At 67.5% G+C, this 21,459-nt stretch carries 18 protein-coding genes and 3 pseudogenes; 15 read left to right on the forward strand and 6 right to left on the reverse strand.

The genetic code is table 11. From position 1 onward, the window contains the following. Positions 1-8: 8 nt before the first annotated feature. The 15 genes and pseudogenes from ACQ858_RS07530 (at position 9) to ACQ858_RS07600 (ending at position 14,447) form a co-directional block, all read left to right on the forward strand. Positions 9-872, forward strand: a complete 864-nt coding sequence (locus ACQ858_RS07530) for an alpha/beta fold hydrolase (protein ID WP_431276113.1) — start codon at positions 9-11, stop codon at positions 870-872. 31 nt (positions 873-903) lie between these two features. Beyond that, the gene (locus ACQ858_RS07535; RefSeq protein WP_431276114.1) at positions 904-1,746 is read left to right on the forward strand and encodes an IclR family transcriptional regulator; all 843 of its coding nucleotides are present in this window, start codon (positions 904-906) and stop codon (positions 1,744-1,746) included. A gap of 7 nt (positions 1,747-1,753) precedes the next feature. Beyond that, on the forward strand, positions 1,754-2,593 hold the full coding sequence (locus ACQ858_RS07540; protein ID WP_431276115.1) for an SDR family oxidoreductase: 840 nt from the start codon (positions 1,754-1,756) through the stop codon (positions 2,591-2,593). Next, the gene (locus ACQ858_RS07545) at positions 2,586-4,286 is read left to right on the forward strand and encodes a thiamine pyrophosphate-binding protein (RefSeq protein ID WP_431276116.1); all 1,701 of its coding nucleotides are present in this window, start codon (positions 2,586-2,588) and stop codon (positions 4,284-4,286) included. Before ACQ858_RS07540 ends, ACQ858_RS07545 begins: the two co-directional genes overlap by 8 nt. A gap of 14 nt (positions 4,287-4,300) precedes the next feature. After that, positions 4,301-5,104 (forward strand): aspartate dehydrogenase, encoded by an 804-nt coding sequence (locus ACQ858_RS07550; RefSeq protein ID WP_431276117.1) that lies wholly within the window; start codon positions 4,301-4,303, stop codon positions 5,102-5,104. 24 nt (positions 5,105-5,128) lie between these two features. Continuing rightward, complete coding sequence (locus tag ACQ858_RS07555) at positions 5,129-6,607, forward strand: aldehyde dehydrogenase (RefSeq protein WP_431276118.1); 1,479 nt, start codon at positions 5,129-5,131, stop codon at positions 6,605-6,607. Positions 6,608-6,714: 107 nt separating this feature from the next. Further along, positions 6,715-7,686: a VOC family protein gene (locus ACQ858_RS07560; RefSeq protein ID WP_431276119.1), complete on the forward strand. Its 972-nt coding sequence runs from the start codon at positions 6,715-6,717 to the stop codon at positions 7,684-7,686. 3 nt (positions 7,687-7,689) lie between these two features. Continuing rightward, positions 7,690-8,762, forward strand: a pseudogene (locus tag ACQ858_RS07565) (Bug family tripartite tricarboxylate transporter substrate binding protein). Positions 8,763-8,820: 58 nt separating this feature from the next. Beyond that, on the forward strand, positions 8,821-9,156 hold the full coding sequence (locus ACQ858_RS07570) for a hypothetical protein (protein ID WP_431276120.1): 336 nt from the start codon (positions 8,821-8,823) through the stop codon (positions 9,154-9,156). A 45-nt stretch (positions 9,157-9,201) separates the two neighbouring features. Beyond that, positions 9,202-9,432, forward strand: coding sequence for a recombinase-like helix-turn-helix domain-containing protein (locus ACQ858_RS07575; RefSeq protein WP_431276121.1), 231 nt, complete (start codon positions 9,202-9,204; stop codon positions 9,430-9,432). A 36-nt stretch (positions 9,433-9,468) separates the two neighbouring features. Beyond that, positions 9,469-10,503, forward strand: coding sequence for a Rieske 2Fe-2S domain-containing protein (locus ACQ858_RS07580; protein WP_431276122.1), 1,035 nt, complete (start codon positions 9,469-9,471; stop codon positions 10,501-10,503). After that, positions 10,500-10,958 (forward strand): RidA family protein, encoded by a 459-nt coding sequence (locus tag ACQ858_RS07585; protein WP_431276123.1) that lies wholly within the window; start codon positions 10,500-10,502, stop codon positions 10,956-10,958. Before ACQ858_RS07580 ends, ACQ858_RS07585 begins: the two co-directional genes overlap by 4 nt. A 58-nt stretch (positions 10,959-11,016) precedes the next feature. Next, entirely contained in the window at positions 11,017-11,952 is a 936-nt protein-coding gene (locus ACQ858_RS07590) for a PDR/VanB family oxidoreductase (protein WP_431276124.1), read from the forward strand. Between the two features lie 37 nt (positions 11,953-11,989). Then, positions 11,990-13,120 carry a porin gene (locus ACQ858_RS07595; RefSeq protein ID WP_431276125.1) on the forward strand — a complete coding sequence of 377 codons (1,131 nt, stop codon included), beginning with the start codon at positions 11,990-11,992 and terminating at the stop codon, positions 13,118-13,120. A 31-nt stretch (positions 13,121-13,151) separates the two neighbouring features. Beyond that, entirely contained in the window at positions 13,152-14,447 is a 1,296-nt protein-coding gene (locus tag ACQ858_RS07600) for an MFS transporter (protein WP_431276126.1), read from the forward strand. Here ACQ858_RS07600 and alaC read toward each other — a convergent pair. The 6 genes and pseudogenes from alaC to ACQ858_RS07630 all read right to left on the reverse strand — a co-directional run bounded on the left by alaC (position 14,374) and on the right by ACQ858_RS07630 (position 21,443). Then, positions 14,374-15,700 (reverse strand): annotated as a pseudogene (gene alaC, locus ACQ858_RS07605) (alanine transaminase). The gene ACQ858_RS07600 and the pseudogene alaC overlap by 74 nt on opposite strands. Positions 15,701-15,815: 115 nt before the next feature. Further along, positions 15,816-16,651 (reverse strand): annotated as a pseudogene (locus tag ACQ858_RS07610) (CoxG family protein). Beyond that, a complete protein-coding gene (locus ACQ858_RS07615) occupies positions 16,641-17,117 on the reverse strand; it encodes a (2Fe-2S)-binding protein (protein ID WP_431276127.1) in 477 nt (158 codons plus the stop codon). Before ACQ858_RS07615 ends, ACQ858_RS07610 begins: the two are co-directional and overlap by 11 nt. Continuing rightward, a complete protein-coding gene (locus ACQ858_RS07620) occupies positions 17,114-17,995 on the reverse strand; it encodes an FAD binding domain-containing protein (protein WP_431276128.1) in 882 nt (293 codons plus the stop codon). Before ACQ858_RS07620 ends, ACQ858_RS07615 begins: the two co-directional genes overlap by 4 nt. Beyond that, complete coding sequence (locus tag ACQ858_RS07625) at positions 17,988-20,207, reverse strand: xanthine dehydrogenase family protein molybdopterin-binding subunit (protein WP_431276812.1); 2,220 nt, start codon at positions 20,205-20,207, stop codon at positions 17,988-17,990. Before ACQ858_RS07625 ends, ACQ858_RS07620 begins: the two co-directional genes overlap by 8 nt. Positions 20,208-20,453: 246 nt before the next feature. Beyond that, entirely contained in the window at positions 20,454-21,443 is a 990-nt protein-coding gene (locus tag ACQ858_RS07630; RefSeq protein ID WP_431276129.1) for a Bug family tripartite tricarboxylate transporter substrate binding protein, read from the reverse strand. Between the last annotated feature and the right edge of the window lie 16 nt (positions 21,444-21,459).

The raw sequence follows: 21,459 nt of genomic DNA on the forward strand, positions 1-21,459 counted from the left end.
GAACTGCGATGAGCGACGCTGCCGTGACCGATTCCCTCGCGCTGCCGCAGACCGAGCTGGCCCGGCTCGATGCGCGCTTTCCCGCGCGCAGCGTGCCGGTGCGCGGCGGTGTCGTCTCGGTGCGTGAATGCGGCGCCGGTCCCGCGCTGGTCTGCCTACACGGCATCGGCTCGGGCGCGGCGTCGTGGCTCGATACGGCGCTGCTGCTCGAGTCGGACGCGCGGCTGATCGCATGGGACGCGCCGGGTTACGGCGCCTCCACGCCGCTCACGGCCGATGCGCCGAAGGCGGCGGACTATGCAGAGCGCCTGCTCGGCCTGCTCGATGCGATGGAAATCGAATCGTGCGTGCTGGTCGGTCACTCGCTCGGCGCGCTGACGGCGGCTTCGGCCGCACGTCCGGGCTCGCCGCTGGCTGCGCGCATCAAGCGTCTGGTGCTCATCAGTCCTGCCGCGGGCTACGGCACACGCCCGGAAGCGAGCCAGCGCGTCCGCACCGAACGGCTCGGCACGCTCGACAAGCTCGGCGTCGCCGGCATGGCTGCGCATCGTTCGGGCCGCCTCGTGTCGGACAACGCGAGCGAACTCGCGCGCCAATGGGTGCGCTGGAACATGTCCCGCCTGAACGACCGCGGCTACCGCCGGGCCGTCGAGCTGCTCTGCGGCGCCGACCTGCTGGCCGACCTGCCGCCCGCGATGCCGGTGCGCGTCGCCTGCGGCGAGCTCGACGTGGTCACCACGCCGGCTGCTTGCGAAGAGGTCGCGCGCCGATGCGGTGTCGCGCTCGAACTGCTTCCCGGCGCGGGCCATGCCAGCTATGTGGAGCGGCCCACGGTGGTGGCGCCCCTCCTGCGCGAAGCGGTGGCAGCCTGACGCGAACAACAAGCAACAGAACCAGAGACTTATGACCACCCCCGGCAATGAAGTGATCGAAGAGGGTTCGGACCGGTACAACGTTCCGGCGCTGGAGCGCGGCCTTCGCGTGCTGTGCGAATTCAGTCGCGAGAACCGCTCCTTGTCGGCGCCCGAGCTCGCGCGCCGTTTCGACCTGCCGCGCTCGACGGTCTTCCGTCTGCTCACGACGCTCGAGAACATGGGCTTCCTCGAGAAGACCGAGGGAGGCCGCGACTACCGGCTCGGCCTCGCGGTGCTGCGCCTGGGCTTCGAGTACCTCGCGTCGCTCGAACTCACGCAGCTCGGCACGCCGCTCCTGCAGCGCCTCTGCGAAGACCTGCGCACGCCCTGCAATCTCGTGGTGCGCGATGGCCGCTCGATTGTCTATGTGGCCAAGGTCGCGCCGCCGACGCCTTTCGCCAGTTCGGTCACGGTCGGCACGCGCCTGCCCGCGCATGCCACGGTGCTCGGGCGCATCCTGCTCGAGGACCTGAGCCTGCCGCAACTGCGCGCGCTCTATCCCGAAGAGAAGCTCGAAACCTTCTCGCCGAGCACGCCGAAGACGGTCACCGAACTGTTCGACATGGTCCAGGCCGACCGCACACGCGGCTACGTGCTGGGCGAAGGCTTCTTCGAGTCGAACATCTCGACCATCGCCGCGCCGGTACGCGACCACAGCGGCCACATCGTGGCAGCGCTGGGCGCGACCATCACCTCCGGCCACATCGAGGAGAACCGCATGGACGAAATGGTTCAGCGCGTGCGCGATACCGCCGATGCCATCTCCGGCCTCCTGAACTATTCGCCTGCGGCCTCGGCCAAGGTGGTTCCGCTTCGCAACGAGCGGGCTTGAGACGACCATGACCACGCCAACGATCTCCACTCCCTTCTTCGCACCCGACGCGCTCGCAGGCCGCGTCGCGGTCGTGACCGGCGGCTCTTCCGGCATCGGCCTCGCGACGGTCGAGCTGCTGCTCGAATGCGGCGCGTCGGTCGCGCTGTGCGGCCGCAATGCCGAGCGCCTCGACGGCGCGGTGGCCGGCCTTCGCGCCAGATTCCCGAAGGCCGAGCTGTTCGCCCGCACCTGCGACGTCCTCGACGCCGCATCGGTGCAGAGCTTTGCCGCCGAGAGCGAGGCCGCGCTCGGCGCCGCGTCGATGCTCATCAACAACGCGGGGCAGGGCCGTGTCAGCACCTTCGCCAACACCGCGGATTCGGCGTGGACCGAGGAACTGCACCTGAAGTTCTTCTCAGTCATCAACCCCACACGCGCCTTCCTGCCGCAGCTTGCCGCCCAGCGCGTGGTGCTCGGCGACGCGGCGATCGTCTGTGCCAATTCGCTGCTCGCGCGCCAGCCCGAGCCGCACATGGTCGCCACCTCGGCTGCGCGTGCGGGCCTGCTGAACCTCGTGCGCTCGATGGCCACTGAATTCGCGCCGCAGGGCGTGCGCGTCAACGGCATCCTGATCGGCCTGATCGAGTCCGGCCAGTGGCGCCGCCGCTTCGAGGCGCGCGAAGACAAGAGCCTCGACTGGCCCACCTGGACCGGTCAACTCGCCAAGACCAAGCACATCCCCATGGGGCGCCTCGGACTTCCGATCGAAGCTGCGCGCGCCATCCTTTTCCTCGCTTCGCCCCTCGCTTCGTATACGACGGGCGCCCACATTGATATCTCCGGAGGCCATTCCCGCCATGCTTAACCCCACCAACACCGTGACCGTCGGCGCAGTCGTCGCGGCCTTCCTCGAACAGTGCGGCGTCAAGGCTGCGTTCGGCGTCATCTCCATCCACAACATGCCGATCCTGGACGCCTTCGCCCAGCGCGGCGCGATCCGGTTCATCTCGGCGCGCGGCGAGGCGGGTGCGGGCAACATGGCCGATGCCTATGCACGCTCGACCGCCAGCCTCGGTGTCGCTGTCACCAGCACCGGCCCGGCCGCAGGCAACATCGCCGGCAGCATGGTCGAGGCGCTGACCGCCGGCGCTCCCGTGCTGCACATCACCGGCCAGATCGAGACGCCCTACATCGACAAGGGCATGTCGTACATCCACGAGGCACCCGACCAGCTCACGATGCTCAAGGCCGTCTCGAAGGCCGCCTTCCGCGTGCGCAGCGTCGAGAACGTGCTCGGCACGCTCAAGCGCGCGGTGCAGGTCGCGCTGACCGCGCCGACGGGCCCTGTCAGCATCGAGATCCCGATCGACATCCAGTCAGCGCTCGTCGAGATGCCGGAAGACCTCTTGCCGCTGCCCGTCGAGGCTGCCGTGCCCTCCAAGGCGGGCCTCGACGCACTGGCCGACAAGCTCGCCAAGGCCAAGCGCCCGATGCTGTGGATCGGCGGCGGTGCCCGGCACGCCGGCCCGGCCATCAAGCGGCTGCAGAAGCTCGGCTTCGGCGTGGTCACCACCACGCAAGGTCGCGGCATCGTGCCCGAGGACGATCCGGGCTCGCTGGGCGCCTACAACATCCAGAAGCCGGTCGAGAACCTCTATCAGACCTGCGACGCGATGCTCGTCGTCGGCTCACGCCTGCGCGGCAACGAGACGCTGAAGTACGAGCTGAAGCTGCCGCGTCCGCTCTACCGCATCGACGCCGACGGTGCCGTCGAAGGCCGCTGCTACACGACCGATGCCTTCGTCTGCGGCGACTCGGCCCTCGCGCTCGAAGGCCTGGCCGATCGTCTCGAAGCCGCCAAGTACAAGGCCGATCCGAGGCTGCTGACCGACCTGCGCGCCGCCCACGACGAAGCGGTCGCGTCGCTGCGTGACGGACTCGGCCCGTACGCCGAACTCGTGAGCCGAATCCAGGCTGCTGCGGGTCGCAACTTCAACTGGGTGCGCGACGTGACCGTCTCCAACAGCACCTGGGGCAACCGCGAACTGCGCATCTTCGAACCCAGCGCCGGCGTGCACGCCACCGGCGGCGGCATCGGCCAGGGCATGCCCATGGCGATCGGCGCAGCCATCGGCGCGGCGGTCACCGGCTCGGGTCGCAAGACCTTCTGCCCGGCCGGCGACGGCGGCTTCATCCTGAACCTCGGCGAGCTCGCCTGCATGGTCCAGGAGAAGGCCCCCATGGTGATCGTGCTCATGAACGACAAGAGCTACGGTGTCATCAAGAACATCCAGGACGTGCAGTACGGCGGCCGCCGCTGCTATGCCGAGCTGCACACGCCCGACTACGACCTGCTGTGCAAGTCGATCGCGCTGCCGCATGCGCGCGTGACCCGCCTCGACCAGCTGCCGGCGCGTCTGGACGAGGCCCTGTCGACCGATGGCCCGTTCCTGCTCGAGATCGACATGCTCACGATCGGCAGCTTCAAGAGCACCTTCGCCGGCCCGCCGACCAACAAGATCACGCAGATTCCCGCGCTGAGCGGCGCGGCCAAGTGAGCGAGGCGCAAGGAATGACCGTTCGCATCGCTCTGATCGGCTGCGGCGCCATCGGCACCGCAGCGCTCGAACTGCTGCGCGAAGACGCGGGGCTGTCGGTTGTGGCCATCGTGGTTCCCGACGAGGCCTTCGCGGCCACCAGGGACGTGGCGGCGCGTCTTGCGCCCGGCGCGCAAGTGGTGTCGGCCGTGCCGGCCGAAGGCATCGACCTCGTCGTCGAAGCCGCGGGCCATGCGGCCATCGAGGCACACGTGCTGCCCGCACTCCAGCGCGGCACGCCATGCGTCGTGGCATCCGTCGGTGCGCTGTCGGCGCAGGGCCTGGCCGAGAAGCTCGAAGCCGCGGCGGTCGCCGGCAAGACCCAGGTGCAGCTGATCGCCGGTGCGATCGGTGCGATCGATGCGCTGGCCGCAGCGCGCATCGGCGGGCTCGACACCGTGCGCTACACCGGCCGCAAGCCGCCGCACGCCTGGAAGGGAACGCCGGCCGAACAGGGCCGCGATCTCGGTGCGCTCACCGGCGCCACCGTGATCTTCGAAGGCAGCGCGCGTGAAGCCGCTTCGCTTTACCCGAAGAACGCCAACGTCGCCGCCACGGTGTCGATCGCGGGCCTGGGGCTCGATCGCACCAGCGTGCGCCTGATCGCCGACCCGGCCGTCAGCGACAACGTGCACACCGTCGAGGCCGAAGGTGCGTTCGGCCGCTTCGAGCTGACGATGCGCAACAAGCCGCTCGCGGCCAATCCGAAGACCTCCGCGCTCACCGTCTACAGCGCCGTGCGCGCACTGCGCAACCGCGTCGCGCCGCTGGCGATCTGAACGACAAGCACCGAGAGAACCTCCATGATTTCCTCCGAACTGCTCCCCATCAACGTTGCCGGCGAATGGCGCCTGGGCGGCGGCGATGTCTACGAGAGCCTCTATCCCGCCACCGGCGAGCCGATCGCGCGCTTGAAGGCCGCGAGTCTGGGCGACGTCGAAGAAGCGATCACCCGCGCCGACCATGCCTTCCGCACCAGCGGCTGGGCGCAGAAGCTGCCGCACGAACGTGCCGCCGTGTTGCACCGCGTGGCCCATCTCATCCGTGAGCAGGCCGAGACCCTCGCCCAGAAGCAGCGCCTGGACAACGGCAAGCCGATCAACGAAACGCGCGCCCTGGTGGCCAGCGCCGCGGGCACCTTCCAGTTCTTCGCCGCCGCGCTGGAGACGCTCGAAGAAACCATCACGCCGTCGCGCGGCCCGTTCGTCACGATGAGCGTGCACGAGCCGATGGGCGTCGTCGCCGCGATCACGCCGTGGAACTCGCCGATCGCGAGCGAGGCCCAGAAGCTCGCCCCGGCGCTCGCCGCCGGCAATGCGGTGGTCGTCAAGCCCGCCGAAGTCACACCCGTCATGGCGCTCGAACTGGCCCGCATCTGCGAAGAGGCCGGCGTGCCGAAGGGCATCGTCAGCGTGCTGCCGGGCAAGGGTTCGGTGATCGGCGATGCCATCACCAAGCATCCGCTGGTCAAGCGCGTGTCGTTCACCGGCGGCACCACCACCGGCAAGCACATCGCGCACATCGCGGCCGACAAGATGATGCCGGTGTCGCTCGAACTCGGCGGCAAGTCGCCGACGATGGTGCTCGACGACGCCGACCTGGACCACGCGGTCAAGGGCGTGCTCTACGGCATCTTCAGCAGCTCGGGCGAATCGTGCATCGCAGGCTCGCGCCTCTTTGTCGCGCGCTCGATCTACGACGAGTTCCTGACCCGCCCGGCCGAAGGCGCCAACGCACTGCGCGTGGGCGACCCGGCTTCGGAGCGCACGCAGATGGGCCCGCTGATCACCGCGCGTCATCGCGAAGGCATCGAACGCTACGTCGAGCTCGGCGTCTCCGAAGGCGGCCGCATCCGCACCGGCGGCGTGCGTCCGCATGGCGACGGCCTCGACAAGGGCTACTTCTACACGCCGACCATCCTCGAAGGCCTCTCCAACAACGCGCGCATCAGCCAGGAAGAGATCTTCGGCCCGGTGCTGGTCGCCATGCCCTTCGACAGCGAGGAAGAGCTGATCGCGCAGGCCAACGACAGCGTCTACGCGCTGGCCGCCGGCGTCTGGAGCCGCGACTTCAAACGCGCCTGGAAGCTCGGCCGCGCGGTGCAGGCCGGTACGGTCTGGGTCAACACCTACAAGCAGTTCTCGGTCTCCACGCCGTTCGGCGGCTGGCGCGACAGCGGCCTGGGCCGCGAGAAGGGCCGTGAAGGCATCTTCCAGTACATGGAGCAGAAGAGCATGTACTGGGGCACGAACGAACAACCTTTGCCCTGGGCAGGACCATGAACACCCCCAGGCTTGCCCACTAGTGTGGCCGCATACCCCCTCGAGGGGGCAATACCAGCGGCCCGGCGAAGCCGGTTCCGCGGTATTTCTGGATTGGAGAATTTGAGATGAGCGTTTTGGGCATTGATCAGATCACCTACGGCGCGGACGACCTCGCCGTCTGCCGAACCTTCTTCCAGGACTGGGGCCTGACCCTGAAGTCCGAAGCCGCCGATGAGCTCGTCTTCGAGTGCCTGAACGGCTGCCGCGTGGTGGTTGCCGCGCTCGGCAAGCCGGGCCTGCCGGTCGCGATGGAAGAGGGCCCGACCCTGCTCGAAGTGGTGTGGGGCGTCGAGAGCGACGCCGACCTCGACCGCTACGCGGCAGCGATCGCGAAGGACCCGGGCTTCACCGACGGCAAGGTCGAAGGCGCACGCCGCATCGGCTGCATCGACCCGAATGGCCTCGCGGTGCGCCTCCAGGTCACGCGCAAGCACGCCGTCGAGGTCGACTGCGGCGCGATGAACACCTGGAACGCGAAGCAGCGCATCAACCAGCCTGCGCCGATCTACGAACGCGCGACGCCGATCGAAGTCGGCCATGTCGTGTTCTTCGTGAGCGATGTCAAAGGCACCAGCGCCTTCTATGCCGACCGATTCGGCTTCGTCGGCTCCGACAGCTATCCCAATCGCGGCGCCTTCATGCGCTGCGCCCCGGACGGCGGCCACCACGACCTGTTCCTGCTGCAGCTTCCCTCGGGCAAGCGCGGCCTCAACCACGTGGCCTTCACCGTGCGCGACATCCACGAGGTGTTCGGCGGCGGCCTGCACTTCTCGCGCAAGGGCTGGGAGACGCAGCTCGGCCCGGGCCGCCACCCGATTTCGTCGGCGTACTTCTGGTACTTCAAGAACCCGGCCGGGGGCCTGATCGAGTACTACGCGGACGAAGACCAGCTCACCGGCGAATGGCAGCCGCGTGAATTCGAGCCCGGACCGACCGTGTTCGCCGAGTGGGCGGTCGAAGGCGGCCTCGACGGCAACACCCGCCGCCAGAAGAACGTGCAAGGCCCCGAAGGCAAGTTCTTGACTGAGAAAAGATAAGAAATGAAGCACACCCCCAGTCTTCGCGCACTTCGTGTCGCTACGCCAACCCCCTCGCAGGGGGCAACATCGGCGACCCGGCCAAGCCCGTTCCGCGGTGTTCTCCGAACGGGCATCGCTGCGCTTGCCGTTGTGCTCTGCTGTGCGCCCGTCTTTGCCCAGACCGAAGCACAGAAGCAGCTCGGCAGCGAGCGCTTCACGATCGTCTCGCCGTTCCCGCCGGGGGGCCTGTCGACACGCTGGCACGCATCCTGTCCGACGGCCTCGCCAAGCGCTACGGTCAGGTGGCGGTGGTCGACAACGCCGCGGGCGCGGCGGGCAACATCGGCATGGACCGGGTCAAGCGCGCCAAGGGCGATGGCCATACGCTGCTCGTCGTGCCGGCCGGCAACCTGACGATCAACCCGACCTTGATGCCGAACTTCCCGTTCCACATCGAGAAGGACTTCGTGCCGGTCACGATGCTCGCGAAGGCGCCCAACGTGCTCGTGGCGGCGCCGACCGCGGGCATCAAGACCGCGAAGGACCTGGTCGCGCAGGCCAAGGCCAAGCCCGGCACGCTGTCGTATGCGTCGCCGGGCGTCGGCAGCGGCCTGCACCTCGCGGGCGAGCTGTTCAAGCAGCAGGCCGGCGTCGATCTGATGCACGTGCCGTACAAGGGCACGGCGCCCGCGCTCAACGATGTGCTGGGCGGCGTGGTGCCGCTGATGTTCAGCAACCTGCCGGGCACGCTGCAGTTCATCAAGAGCGGCAAGCTGGTCGCACTGGGCATCACCGATTCCAAGCGCACGCCGGTGGCGCCGGAGATCCCGACCTTGGCGGAGCAGGGCATCCAGGGCGTGAACGTGACCTCGTGGTATGGCCTGCTGGCGCCCGCCGGCACGCCGCCGGCCGTGGTCGAGCAGCTCGCGAAGGACGCGGCCGAGATGCTGGCGCAGCCCGATGTGCGCGAGCGCCTGCAGGCGCAGGGCATGACCGCGTCGACCATGAAGCCGGCCGAGTTCGCCGCTTCGATGCGGGACGAGACCAAGGTCTGGGCCCAGATCATCAAGGCGCGCAACATCGTCGCCGAGTAAGTCGAAGAGCCAAGGAGACAAGCATGAAGAACGACAACCCATCCAGCCGCGCCGCACCATGAGCGCTGCCGCCGCCGCTTCGCCGACGATGCTGCTCACGATCGTGATGAAGCATCACCCCGGGCTCACGCTGGACGACGTGCAATCGCGCATGAAGGCCAGCGACTGGTGGGAGTCCTTCCCGCCGGACGGCACGCGCATCGTCTCGTGGACGGTGGCGATGGGGCTGGGCCAGATCCTCACACTGGAGCTCCCGCCCGAGAAGCTGCCGCTGGTGAACCTCGAACTCGAACGTCGTGCGTGGGGCGTGTTCAGCACCGAGTGCTATCCGACCTACGACTTCGTTCCCGTGCGCGAACGCATCCGCGAGCGCGTACGCAACGGCGGCCAGTGAGGCCGCGTCGAACGCAACCTTTTACGCACGTCCTATTAATCCCCGATGGAGCGAACCATGACCGACCGCATTCTCCAACCGCACCAGGCGCGCACGCGCACGCCCACCACCTACGAAGACCTGCTCGGCGACGCGATCGAGCGCGCCTATGCCGCAGGTGTCCATGACCTGCCGGGCCTGGTGGAGGCGCTCAATCGCGATGGCATCACCAGCCCGAGCGGCCAGCTCTGGACCGAAGCCATCTATCGCGAAGAGATCGCCGCGCTCGGCAAGTGATCCGCCCGATATCCCTTCTTCATTCGAGGAACCATCATGACGACCATTCCCATCCAAGTCGATCCCGTTGACCAACTGCTCGAGATCGGCCTGAAGGACCTCTGGTATCCGATCTGCCCGTCGAGCCTCATCAAGGAGCAGCCGGTTTCGTTGCGCCGTCTGGGCCGCAAGCTGGCGTTCTGGCGCGATCACGCGGGCAAGCTGCACGCGCTCGAAGACCGCTGCCCGCACCGTGGTGCGCCGCTGTCGCAGGGCGTGATCCTGGGCGATCGCCTTTCGTGCCCGTACCACGGCGTCGAAGTGCGCTGTGACGGCGTGGTCACCAAGGTGCCCGGCAGCCCCGGCTGCAAGCTCGAAGGCTCGCACGCGACGCGCTTCTTCCACGTGCAGGAGAAGGCCGGCGCCGTGTGGCTCTACAACTCGAAGGACGATGTCGAAACGCCGCCGCCCCTGGTGCTGCCCGAGCAGCTCACCAACGAGGACGAGTACTCGCATTTCCTCTGCTACGCGGAGTGGAAAGGCGACTACCGCTACGTGCTCGACAACGTGATGGACCCGATGCACGGCACCTTCCTGCACAAGCAGTCGCACTCGATGGCCGAAGGCGACTCGAAGGCCAAGTTCGGCATCCGTGCGACCGATACCGGCTTCATTTTCGAGAAGGAAGGCCAGCGCAACGTCAATTTCGACTGGACCGAGTGGGCGGACACCGGCGTGCACTGGATGCGCCTGGAGATCCCGTACCCGAAGACGGGCGGCCCCGGCGGCAACTTCATCATCGTCGGCAGCTACACGCCGATCTCGCCGACGCTGTCGTGCGCCTTCCACTGGCGCGTGCGCAAGCTGCCCAAGGGCTGGGAGCGTGATACGTGGCGCTTCCTCTACAAGAACCGCCTCGAAGCGCGTCACTGGCACGTGCTCGAGCAGGACCGCGTCCTGATCGAGAACATGGAGGCCGATGCGAACCAGCACGAACAGCTCTACCAGCACGACCTGGGCATCGTTCGCCTGCGTCGCCACCTGCGCGGTCTCGCGCAGCAGCAGATCGAAGCGGCCACGCAGAGCGCATGACCGCTGGAACCGTCGTCTCCGTGCGTCGCGTCACCTGCGAGGCCGTGCCCGATCTGCCGCACGCCACCTGGTCCAACGCGCTCGTCGTTGGTCGGGAGGTCGTGCTGTCGGGGCAGACGGCCCACCCGGCGACGCGCGACGCCGCGCAGTCCGGCCGGCCGCTCGGCGCCTACGAGCAGACGCTGGTGGTGCTGCGCAAGGTGCAGGCCCTGCTCGAAGCGGCGGGAGGCGGCATCCACAACATCGTGAAGCTCGTGGTGTACGTGACCGACATCGCGGACAAGGACGAGGTCGGACGCGCCCGGCGCGATTTCTTCGCGCCGCCGCCGGGATCGCCCGGGTCGGCATTCCCGGCCTCCACCCTGGTGGCGGTCAACGCGCTGGTGTTTCCCGAACTTCGCGTCGAGATCGACGCTTTCGCGCGGCTCGACGTCGACCTGCGCACCGCCAACTGAATCGTTTCTTCGAGGTTCCCGCCATGTCTTCCCCACGCTGAACGCCCTGGTGCACACGATGCGCTACGAAGCCGACGGCATCGTCAGCGTCGAGTTCCGCCCGGCCTCGCCGGATGTGGATTTCCCCGCCTTCGAGGCCGGCTCCCACATCGACCTGCACCTGCCCAACGGCCTGGTGCGCAGCTACTCCCTCTGCAACCCTTCGAGCGACCGCCAGCGTTACGTGGTGGGGGTGCTCAACGACCGCAAGAGCCGTGGCGGCTCGCGCTACGTGCACCAGCAGCTTCGCGTGGGCATGACGCTGCCGATCTCGGCGCCGCGCAACAACTTCAAGCTCGAAGAGGGCGCCGAGCGTTCGGTGCTCGTGGCCGGCGGCATCGGCGTGACACCGATCTGGTGCATGCTGCAGCGCCTGGTGGCGATCGGCAAGCCGGTGGAGATGCTCTACTGCGCGCGCACCCGCAAAGAGGCGGCTTTCTGCGAGGCGATCGGCGCGCTCGCGGCCGAGAAGGGCGTGCAGCTCACCCGGCACTTCGATGACGAGAAGGGCACACCGCCCAAGCTCGCCGAACTGCTGGCAGGCAAAGGCGCCGAGAGTCACTACTACTGCTGCGGCCCGACGCCGATGCTCGACAGCTTCGAGAAAGCCTGCGAGCAGCTCGGCTACCCGCATGCGCACATCGAGCGCTTCGCGGCAGTGCATGTCGAAGCGCCGGCAGCGACGGCGACCTACATCGTCGAATGCGCGAAGAGCGGCAAGTCGGTCGAAGTCCCGCCGGGCAAGTCGATCCTCGACAGCCTGATCGATGCGGGCCTGAATCCCGACCACAGCTGCAAGGAAGGCGTCTGCGGCGCCTGCGAAACGAGGGTGATCGAGGCCGGCGAGATCGACCACCGCGACGGCATCCTGACCAAGGCCGAACAGGCCGCCAACAAGACCATCATGATTTGCGTTTCGGCCTGCAAACGCGGTCCTCTCGTTCTGGATATCTGAAGCGATATCCCACCTCCAGCCCTCGAAAGAAAACTCAATGAAGAAGACAGTAGTGGCCGCGGCCGCTTGCATGGCCGCGGGCGTCGCCTGCGCGCAATCGAGCTTGACGCTGTTTGGCGTGCTCGATGCAGCCGTGACGTACACCACGGGTTCCGGCCCCCTGGCCACCAGCAAATGGCAACTGACCAACAGCGCCAACACCTTCAGCCGCCTGGGTTTCCGCGGCACCGAAGACCTCGGCGGCGGCTACGCGGCGAACTTCTGGCTCGAAGCCGGCCTGCAGAACGACACCGGCAGCGGTTTCACCACCAACACGAACAACCAGGCCAGCGGCAACACCACGCTCGGCGGCCTGACCTTCAACCGCCGCTCCACCGTGAGCCTGTCCGGCCCCTTCGGCGAAGTGCGCGCGGGCCGCGACTACACGCCCACCTTCTGGAATACGGCACTGTTCGACCCTTTCGGGACCGGCGGCGGCATCGGCGCCAGCCAGCTCTACTTCTCGGGCTTCGGCGGGCTGGCCTCGCCCACGGGCACGCGCGCATCCAACAGCGTCGGCTACTTCCTGCCGCCCACGGTCGGCGGCTTCTACGGGCAGTTCATGTACGCCATGGGCGAGAACGAATCGCGCTCGGACATCCCCGGCCTGCTGCCGACCTGGAGCCACAACGACGGCAACTACGTCGGCGCGCGCGTGGGCTACCTGAACGGTCCGTTCAACATCGCGCTGGCCACCGGCCGCACCACCTCCACGCTCATCGCGGCCAATCTGCCGGTGTCGAACAACCTGCGCGTGTCGAACATCGGTGCGTCGTACACCTTCGAGTCGCTGTGGAGCCTCAAGCTCATGGGCGAGTATTACGACGAATCGCAGGGAGCGCTGGACGGCAAGGGCGCGCTCATCGGCTTCAACCTGCCGATCGGCGCGAGCGAGATCAAGCTGTCGTACGCGCGCTATGAGCGCGAGCCCGCGGACAACGTGCCCAAGCCGACCACCTCGAAGGTGGCGCTGGGCTATGTCTACAACCTCTCCAAGCGAAGCGCCGTGTACACGACGCTCGCTCGCATCTCCAACAGCAACGGGGCCTCGCAGGCACTCGGTGGCGTCGCAACCTCGCCGAACCACGATTCGACGGGGGCTGAGTTCGGCATGCGTCACGCCTTCTAGTTTCGGCGCAGCCCATTACAGGAGCATTGCCATGCAAGCCAGACAATTTCGTTGGTACGGCGTGATCACCCTGTTCGTGATCGTCGCCATCTCGTATGTGGACCGCATCAACATCGCGGTTCTCATCACCGACCCTGCGTTCCTCGGTCACATGGGCATCGCCGCCACCGACCGCGTCGGCCAGGGCTTGCTCGCGACCGCCTTCATGGTGGGCTACGGCGTGTCGGCCTTCGTGCTGACGCCGTTCTGCGCGGCGCTGTTCGGCGTGCGAAAAAGTCTGATCATGGGCCTCGTCCTCTGGGGCGTGGTGACCTTCGTCACGCCCTGGTTCACGGGCTACGGCATGCTCCTCGCGTCGCGCGTCCTGCTCGGCGTGTCCGAAGGGCCGCTGTTCTCGCTGGCCTCGTCGTACATCAAGGCGCACTACGAGGACCATGAGAACGGCAAGCCGAACTCCTTCGTCAACATGGGCACCGGGCTGGGTCTGGCGGTGGGCTATCCCTTCGTCGGGTATCTCCTTGCCACTTATGCATGGGACACCTCGTTCCACGTGCTCGGCCTGCTGAACATCCTGCTGGGCATTCCGTTGGTGATCGCCTTCGTGCGCATGCCGGCGTCCTACGTGAACCAGGCCAAGCCGCGGAACTTCGGCGAGGCGATGGCCAAGGTGGCGGGCATCGCGCGCGGCGCCTTGCACACGCGGCATCTCGTGCTCATCACGGTGCTGACTTCCGCAGTGCTGTCTTACCTCTGGGGCGGCAGCAACTGGCTGCCGGCGTACCTCAAGGAAGCACGTGGTTTCTCGCTGCGCGAAATGGGCTGGCTCGCATCACTGCCGCAGTACGCGACGGTGCTCGCGGTGCTGCTGGGCGGCGTGATCATCGACAAGATCGAGCGGCTGCACGTGCCCTTCATCTTCATGGGCGCGAGCGTGGGCGTGGCGCTGTCGGTGCTGCTGGCGATCAGCGCGCAGGACCGCTACTTCGCCGCCTATTCGCTCATCGCGGCCAACTTCTGCTGGGGCCTGATGAGCCCGGCGATTCCGAGCACGGTGCAGTACTGCTCGCGGCCCGAGCACGTGGCCAGCGCCTTCGGCGTGGTCAACGGCACGGGCAGCCTGGTGGCGGGATTCATGCCGGCCATGATGGGGGCGGTGATCGGTGCGCTCTCCGGCGGCGCGGGCACCTCGGGCGGCTCGGCCGCGGGCTTTTTCGCGGGCTTCGCGATGCTGATCGGCACGCAGTTGATCGTGTTCATCTGCGGCCTGATCCTGTGGCTGCGCGAGCGCCATGCGCCGCAGCCGGGCATGACGGCGACGGCCGCCTGAACACCGGAGCGGGCGGTCGGCCCGCCTTGCCGTTCAGCCGGCGGCAGCGGCCGGGTTCACCGAGGCCATCCGCCTTGAACATGGCCTTGATGCCCCGCACCGCCTGGCGGATGCGGGACTCGTTCTCGATCAGCGCGAAGCGCACGTAGTCGTCGCCCAGGTCGCCGAATCCGATCCCCGGCGACACCGACACCTTCGCCTTGGCCAGCAGCTCTTTGGCGAACTCGAGTGAGCCGAGCGAGCGATAGGGCTCGGGGATCTTCGCCCAGATGTACATCGACGCCTTGGGCTTTTCGACGTGCCAGCCGGCTTCCATCAGCCCCTTGTAGAGCACGTCGCGGCGGCTCTGGTACTGCTCGGCGATCTCGCGCACGCATTGCTGGTCGCCTTCGAGCGCCGCGATCGCTGCGACCTGCACCGGCGTGAACGATCCGTAGTCGTGGTAGCTCTTGATGCGTGCGAGGGCCGCGACCAGATCGGCATTGCCGACCATGAAGCCGATGCGCCAGCCGGCCATGTTGTAGCTCTTGGAGAGGGTGAAGAACTCGACCGCGATGTCCTTCGCACCCTTGACCTGCATGATCGACGGCGCCTTCCAGCCGTCGAACACGATGTCGGCGTAGGCGAGGTCGTGCACCACCAGGATCTCGTGCTTGCGCGCGAGTGCGATCACCCGCTCGAAGAAGTCCAGCTCCACGCACTGCGCGGTCGGGTTCGAGGGAAAGCCGAGGATCATCATCTTCGGCTTGGGGTAGCTGCCGCGGATCGCTTTTTCGAGCTCGCCGAAGAAGTCGGTATCCGGGTTCATCGGCACCGAGCGAATGTCGGCGCCTGCGATCACCGCGCCGTAGATGTGGATCGGGTAGCTCGGGTTCGGCACCAGCACCGTGTCGCCGCGGTCGAGCGTCGCGAGCATCAGGTGCGCGAGCCCTTCCTTGGAGCCGATGGTGACGATGGCCTCGCTTTCCGGGTCGATCTCGACGTCGTAGCGTTCGCGATACCAGTGGGCGATGGCGCGTCGCAGCCGGGGGATGCCCTTGGAGGACGAATAGCCGTGCGTGTCCGGCCGTTGCGCGACCTCGACGAGCTTGGCGACGATGTGCGGCGGGGTGGCCCCATCGGGGTTGCCCATGCTCATGTCGATGATGTCCTCGCCGCGCCGGCGAGCCGCGAGCTTGAGCTCGGCAGTGATGTTAAAGACGTAGGGGAAGGCGATCGATGCGCGCGAAGCGGCGCGTGCCTGCGGATGACATGAAGAGTTTCCTTGACGTTGGCGCCCGGAACCGTCCGAGCGACGTGGCGCCGCGCATACCGACCGGGGTCGATGGGCGCGGCGCCGGACTCATCATAGCGGCTGCCGCCGCATCGTTACTTCGCGAGGAGCTTCCGCAGCCAGTCCTTGCACTGTTCCGCGCCTTCGAGCGGCCATTCGACGTGGATCGTCTTGTCGAGTTGTCGGATCTCGATGCGGATCGAGCGGTCTGTCGAAGCCACGTGGGCGGAGCGGCCGTTACGCGTGCCGAGCAGGCGGGACCACCAGCCGGGTTCGGGCTCGCGTTCGTGCGCGCTTGTCGGTCGAGTGGCCGTGACGTGGGGACGCGCGGCATGGACCGGCTCGCCACTGTCGGAGAGGACCGGCGCGACGGCCGAGGCCGCCTCGTGCACGACCTCGGGCGCCGGCTTGCGCACGGCGGCGGTCGCCGCCCTGGGCGCCGGCGCCGGCGCGGGCGCTGCCGGCGCGGAAGCCACCGGCACCGCACCACCATCGATGCGCGCGGCAAGGTTCGCGCCGAACTCTTCCCACATCCGGTCGGCCTTGGTCTTCATCACGCTGAGGCCGAAGGTGCCGAGGCGGCCGAGCACGTCGACGTTGACCTTGATGCGCAGTTCGGTGCCGCCTTCCGCGGTCGGCGTGAGGAAGATCTCGCTCCGCTGTTTCAGCGAACTGGCGACCGAGGCATCTTCTCCCGTGCCCTCGGCGCGCAGGTAGCTCGGCTCGCGCTGCTCCACGATGGTGGTGCGGAGCCGGAACCGGCGTTGATGAAGGCGATCTTCACGTGCATCAGCGCGACGTACTCGACATCGCTCACCACGTCGATCGATTTCATGCCCGGCACGCAGCCACCCATCACCTGCGGATCGAGCAGCAGGGCCCATACGCGCTGCGGCGGGGCAGCGACGGTCAGTGTCTTTTCAATTTCCACGCATCTTCTCCGCGGCGGTCAGGATGGACTCGACGATCTGGGTGTAGCCGGTGCAGCGGCAGAGGTTGCCGTTGAGGCCGTGCCGCACTTCATCGGCGGTCGGTTGGGGGTTCTTCTCGAGCATGGCGCACGAGGTCATGAGAAAGCCCGGCGTGCAGTAGCCGCATTGAAGTCCGCCGCATTGCATGAAGCTTTCCTGCAGCGGATGAAGCCGGTCGCCGTTGGCAAGGCCCTCGACGGTCGTGATCTCGCAGCCTTGCACCTGCACGGCCAGCTTGAGGCACGACTTGACGACTTCGCCATCCACCAGCACCGAGCAGGCGCCACAGATGCCGGTTTCGCAGCCGCGCTTGGTGCCGGTGAGATGCAGGTCGTCGCGCAGGAAGTCCGACAGCAGCCGGCGTGCCGGCACCTCGACGCTTTGCGCCTCGCCGTTCACGGTGCATTCGATGCGGTGTTGGCTCATTGCTGGGCTCCTTCGTTCATGTCGAGGTCGAACAGTTCGGCCACGGTGCGGCGCGCGACGACGCGCACCATCTCGCGGCGGAAGTCCGCCGAGCCGCGGGCGTCCGAGACCGGCTCGATGTCGGCAGCGACGATGTCGGCCACCTCGGCCATGACCTCGGGAGTGACCATGCGGTCTTCGAGGAAGGCTTCGGCACGCCGCAGGCGTGTCGGAATCGGTGTCGATGCGCCGACGCTGAGCTTCGCTTGTCGGCAGAGCTTGCCGTCGCGTTGCGCGACGAGGGCGACGCTCGCGAGCGGCCGGTGCTCGGCCGCCGTCCGCAGAAAGCGCGCGTACACGCCGTCGGTGCCGGCCGCGAGCGGCGGCACGCGGATCTCGACGACCATCTCGTCGGGCTCCAGTGCGGTCACGTAGTAGTCGACCAGAAACTCCTCGACGGGGAGCACGCGCTCGCCGCGCGCGCTGCCGAGCACGACTTGCGCATCGAGCGCCATCAGGCAGCCCGGCGGATCGGTGGACGGGTCCGCATAGCAGAGGTTGCCGCCGATCGTGCCCTGGTTGCGCACCTGCGGATTCGCGACACGCGAGGCCATGCTCGCGAGCACCGGGTAGTGCTTTTGCACGATCGTCGAATTCGCCACGTCCGCATGGCGCGAGAGGGCGCCGATGCGCAGGCCCTTGCGCGGATCGAAGTCGATGCCCCGCAGCGCCTCGATGCGTGCGAGCGAGACAAGGTGCGTCGGCGTCAGCATGCGCTGGCGCATGCCGAGCATCAGCGCGGTACCGCCCGCGATCGCGCGGCATTCGTCGCCGAGGTCGCCGAGCATGCGGCTGGCTTCGTCGACGGTGGTCGGTTCGAGATAGTCGAAGTCACGCATGAGGCGTCTCCTCTTGCTTCGCGCGCAGGGCGGCGAGGATCTTTTCAGGGGTGATCGGCAACTCGGTGATCCGCACGCCGACAGCGTCGAACACCGCGTTCGCGATGGCGGGCGCACCGGGCAGGATCGCCGTCTCGCTCGCGCCCTTCGCGCCGTAGGGCCCGTTCGGGTCGTTCGATTCGACGAAGCCGCCGCGCAGTAGCGGCACTGCGTCGGCGGTGGCCATCGTGTAGTCGGCGAAGTTGCCGTTCATCAGGCGGCCGTTGTCGAGCTGGAGCTGCTCGTAGAGCGCCCAGCCGAAGGCCTGCACCGTGGCGCCGTTGGTCTGGCCGTGGATCGCGATCGGGTTCAGCGCCTTGCCGCAGTCGTCCGAGACGTAGCTGTCGAGCACGGTGACCTGGCCGGTCTCGGTGTCGACCTCGACCTCGACCGCCTGCGCGGCGAAGGAGTAGGCCGGCGCGATGTTGCCGTAGACCTTGTCGTCATGCATGACCGTCCTGGCGTCCCAGGTACCGCTGACCTGGATGCCTTCGCCGCCGTGCGTCCAGACATGCAGCTTGGCGAGTTCGGCGATGGTCGCGCGGCGCTCGGGTGCGTCGGCGACGAAAACCGCGCCGCCTGCGATCTTCAGTTGATCGATCGGCACCTTCCACTGCTTCGATGCCAGTGCGAAGAGCTTGTCGCGCGCCATGCGTGCGGCCACGATCGCGGCGTTGCCGGCGGCGATGGTCACGCGCGAGGCGAGCGAGCCGATCGCGATCGGCGAGGTGTCGGTGTCGGGCTGCAGCACGAGCACGTGCGCGAGCGGCAGATCGAGTTCATGCGCGACCACCTGGCTCAGCATCGTCATTGCGCCCTGGCCCATGTCGCATTCGCCGCTCATGATGAAGACGCGGCCGTCCTCGTTGATCTTGACGATGACGGTCGAGCCATCCCAGTTGCCGATGGTGCGGTTGCCGCTCACGTGCATCGCGGCGGCCATGCCGACGCCGCGCTTTTTCGGCCCATTGGATTTCGGTGCCTTGCGCTTGGCTTCCCAGTCGAGCGCCTGCGTCGCCTGGTCGATGCACTCGACGAGGCCGGTGCTGCCGATCTCCCAGCCGTGGATCGACACGTCGCCCTTGCGGATCGCATTGCGCTTGTGGATCAGGACCGGATCGAGCCCGAGCATGCCGGCCATCGTGTGGATGTGGCTGTTGAGCGCGAACTGCATCTGCGTGCCGCCGAAGCCGCGGAACGCGCCGTGCGGCGGGTTGTTGGTGTAGACCAGCGTGGCATGCGAGCGCACGTTGGGGTTGCGGTGCATGTTGTCGCTGCGCATCGCGGTGACGTGCATCACTTCGGCGGAGAGGCCCGAGTACGCGCCGCACTCGGCAACGATGCGAACGTCCTTCGCGACGATGATCCCGCCCTTGTCCATGCCCAGCTTGAGCGTGATGCGCTCGGGCACGCTGGAACAGCAGGCGAGAAAGTCTTCGAGCCGGTTGTTGACCACCCGCACCGGCTTGCCGGTCTTCACCGCCAGCAGGCCGGCGATGAGGTTGTTGGCGTCTTCCACCATCTTGCCGCCGAAGCCGCCGCCGGTGGTCGCCTGGAGCACGCGGATGCTGGAGATCGGCCGCTCCAGCGCTGCGGCGAGCCGCAAACGCGCCTGCGTGATCGACTGCGTCGAGGTCCACACGACGAGCCGGCCTTCCGGGTCGATCGTCGCGACCGTGCCCATCGGCTCCAGATAGCCCGGGTACTGCGCGTGCGTGTCGTAGGTCGCTTCGTGCACGATGTGCGCCGACGCGAAACCCGCATCCACATCCCCGCGCTCGAAACGGATCTCGTGCGAGATGTTGTTGCGCCCCGGATGCACGCCGGGCGCTTCTTCGTCCATCGCCTCTTCGGGCGTGAGGATCGCGGGCAGCTCTTCGTACTCGACGCGGATAAGGTCCAGCGCATCGCGCGCGATCTCTTCCGTCGTCGCGGCCACGGCGGCCACTTCCTCGCCCGCGAAGCGAACGATGCCTTCGGCGAGGATCCGCCGTTCCTTGTGATGCACGCCCCACATCGCGCGCGGCGCATCGGCGCCCGTCAGCACCGCCTTCACGCCCGGCAGCGCGAGTGCTTCCGACACATCGATCGACACGATCCGCGCATGCGGATAGGGACTACGCAACACTTTGCCGTGCAGCATGCCCGGCAGCTTGATGTCGCCCGCATACATCGCACGACCCAGCACCTTGGCCCGCGCCGTGACCTGCGGAATATCCGCACCCAACGTCGATGCGCCGGGAGTAGAAATCTCAGGGGATTCTTCATATTCACCTCACACCGCCGCGCCCCCTTCAAGGGCAAGCGCAGCGAAGCCCATTCGCGAAACACCGCGGAGCCGGCTCTGCCGGTCCGCTGGTGTTGCCCCCGGTAGGGGTTGGCGCAGCGACACGAAGTGCGCGCAGCCTGGGGGCGAGCCTTACTCAGCGCTAATGCCCAGGTCCTTGATGACCTTGCCCATGACCGTGTAGTCGGTCGAGTTGATCTTGCCCAGCTTGTCGGCAGAGCCACCCGCGGGCAGCGCGCCGAATACCGCCAGCTTCTCGGCCACTTCAGGCTGCTTGAGGATCTCGTTGAGGTTCTCGTTGAGCATCTTCACGACCGGCGCGGGCGTGCCCTTGGGCGCGAAGAAGCCGTTCCACGAACCGACGACCACGTCCTTGTAGCCCAGCTCGACCAGCGTGGGCACGTTCGGCGCGAGCTTGGAACGCTGCGCATCGCCGATCGCGAGCGGGACCAGGCGGCCGTTTTCGAGGTAGGCACGCACCGCGCCGAAGGTGACCCAGGCGGTGTCCACATGGCCGGCCACCACGTCGGTGACCGAGGGGCCGACGCCCTTGTAAGGCACGTGCGTGAACTTGACGTCCGCGGCCTTGTTGAGCCACTCGCCCACGATGTGCATCGGCGAGCCGGCACCCGGGCTGGCGTAGGTGACCTGCTTGCCGCCCTTGGCGAGCTTGATCAGTTCGGGCAGCGTCTTGACGCCGACCGCGGGGTTCGCAACCAGCACCAGCGGCTGCGTGGCGGTGTTGATGATCGGCTCGAAGCCATGCAGCACGTCGTAGCTGGCGCTCGGCGACAGCTTCATCACGAGCGGCGCGGTGGTGAAGGGGTTCGGCGTAAAGAGCAAGGTGTAGCCGTCCGGCTGGGCGCGGCCCACGAAGTTGTTGCCGAGTGCGCCGCCGGCGCCGGGCTTGTTGTCGATGATGACTGCCTGGTTCAGGCGCTGCGAGAGCTTGTCCGCGAACAGGCGCGCGATGGCGTCCGTGTCGCCGCCCGGCGGGTAGGACACGATCACGCTGATCGTCTTGGCAGGGTAGGCCGCTTCGGCGAAGGCGGCGGCTCCGGCGGTCATGGCGCAAGCCGCCATCGTGGCCGCAAGAAGAACTTGGCGACGGGTCGAGAACATCGGGGGCTCCTGGGAA

Origin of the sequence: Variovorax ureilyticus (assembly GCF_050632185.1) — a bacterium.
Taxonomy (GTDB): domain Bacteria; phylum Pseudomonadota; class Gammaproteobacteria; order Burkholderiales; family Burkholderiaceae_C; genus Variovorax; species Variovorax ureilyticus_A.

Bases quoted from the DNA above. Each gene is read 5' to 3' on its own strand.
- ACQ858_RS07530 (WP_431276113.1), top strand. From the start codon at position 9: ATGAGCGACGCTGCCGTGACCGATTCCCTCGCGCTGCCGCAGACCGAG.
- ACQ858_RS07535 (WP_431276114.1), top strand. From the start codon at position 904: ATGACCACCCCCGGCAATGAAGTGATCGAAGAGGGTTCGGACCGGTAC.
- ACQ858_RS07540 (WP_431276115.1), top strand. From the start codon at position 1,754: ATGACCACGCCAACGATCTCCACTCCCTTCTTCGCACCCGACGCGCTC.
- ACQ858_RS07545 (WP_431276116.1), top strand. From the start codon at position 2,586: ATGCTTAACCCCACCAACACCGTGACCGTCGGCGCAGTCGTCGCGGCC.
- ACQ858_RS07550 (WP_431276117.1), top strand. From the start codon at position 4,301: ATGACCGTTCGCATCGCTCTGATCGGCTGCGGCGCCATCGGCACCGCA.
- ACQ858_RS07555 (WP_431276118.1), top strand. From the start codon at position 5,129: ATGATTTCCTCCGAACTGCTCCCCATCAACGTTGCCGGCGAATGGCGC.
- ACQ858_RS07560 (WP_431276119.1), top strand. From the start codon at position 6,715: ATGAGCGTTTTGGGCATTGATCAGATCACCTACGGCGCGGACGACCTC.
- ACQ858_RS07570 (WP_431276120.1), top strand. From the start codon at position 8,821: ATGAGCGCTGCCGCCGCCGCTTCGCCGACGATGCTGCTCACGATCGTG.
- ACQ858_RS07575 (WP_431276121.1), top strand. From the start codon at position 9,202: ATGGAGCGAACCATGACCGACCGCATTCTCCAACCGCACCAGGCGCGC.
- ACQ858_RS07580 (WP_431276122.1), top strand. From the start codon at position 9,469: ATGACGACCATTCCCATCCAAGTCGATCCCGTTGACCAACTGCTCGAG.
- ACQ858_RS07585 (WP_431276123.1), top strand. From the start codon at position 10,500: ATGACCGCTGGAACCGTCGTCTCCGTGCGTCGCGTCACCTGCGAGGCC.
- ACQ858_RS07590 (WP_431276124.1), top strand. From the start codon at position 11,017: ATGCGCTACGAAGCCGACGGCATCGTCAGCGTCGAGTTCCGCCCGGCC.
- ACQ858_RS07595 (WP_431276125.1), top strand. From the start codon at position 11,990: ATGAAGAAGACAGTAGTGGCCGCGGCCGCTTGCATGGCCGCGGGCGTC.
- ACQ858_RS07600 (WP_431276126.1), top strand. From the start codon at position 13,152: ATGCAAGCCAGACAATTTCGTTGGTACGGCGTGATCACCCTGTTCGTG.
- ACQ858_RS07615 (WP_431276127.1), bottom strand. From the start codon at position 17,117: ATGAGCCAACACCGCATCGAATGCACCGTGAACGGCGAGGCGCAAAGC.
- ACQ858_RS07620 (WP_431276128.1), bottom strand. From the start codon at position 17,995: ATGCGTGACTTCGACTATCTCGAACCGACCACCGTCGACGAAGCCAGC.
- ACQ858_RS07625 (WP_431276812.1), bottom strand. From the start codon at position 20,207: ATGTATGCGGGCGACATCAAGCTGCCGGGCATGCTGCACGGCAAAGTG.
- ACQ858_RS07630 (WP_431276129.1), bottom strand. From the start codon at position 21,443: ATGTTCTCGACCCGTCGCCAAGTTCTTCTTGCGGCCACGATGGCGGCT.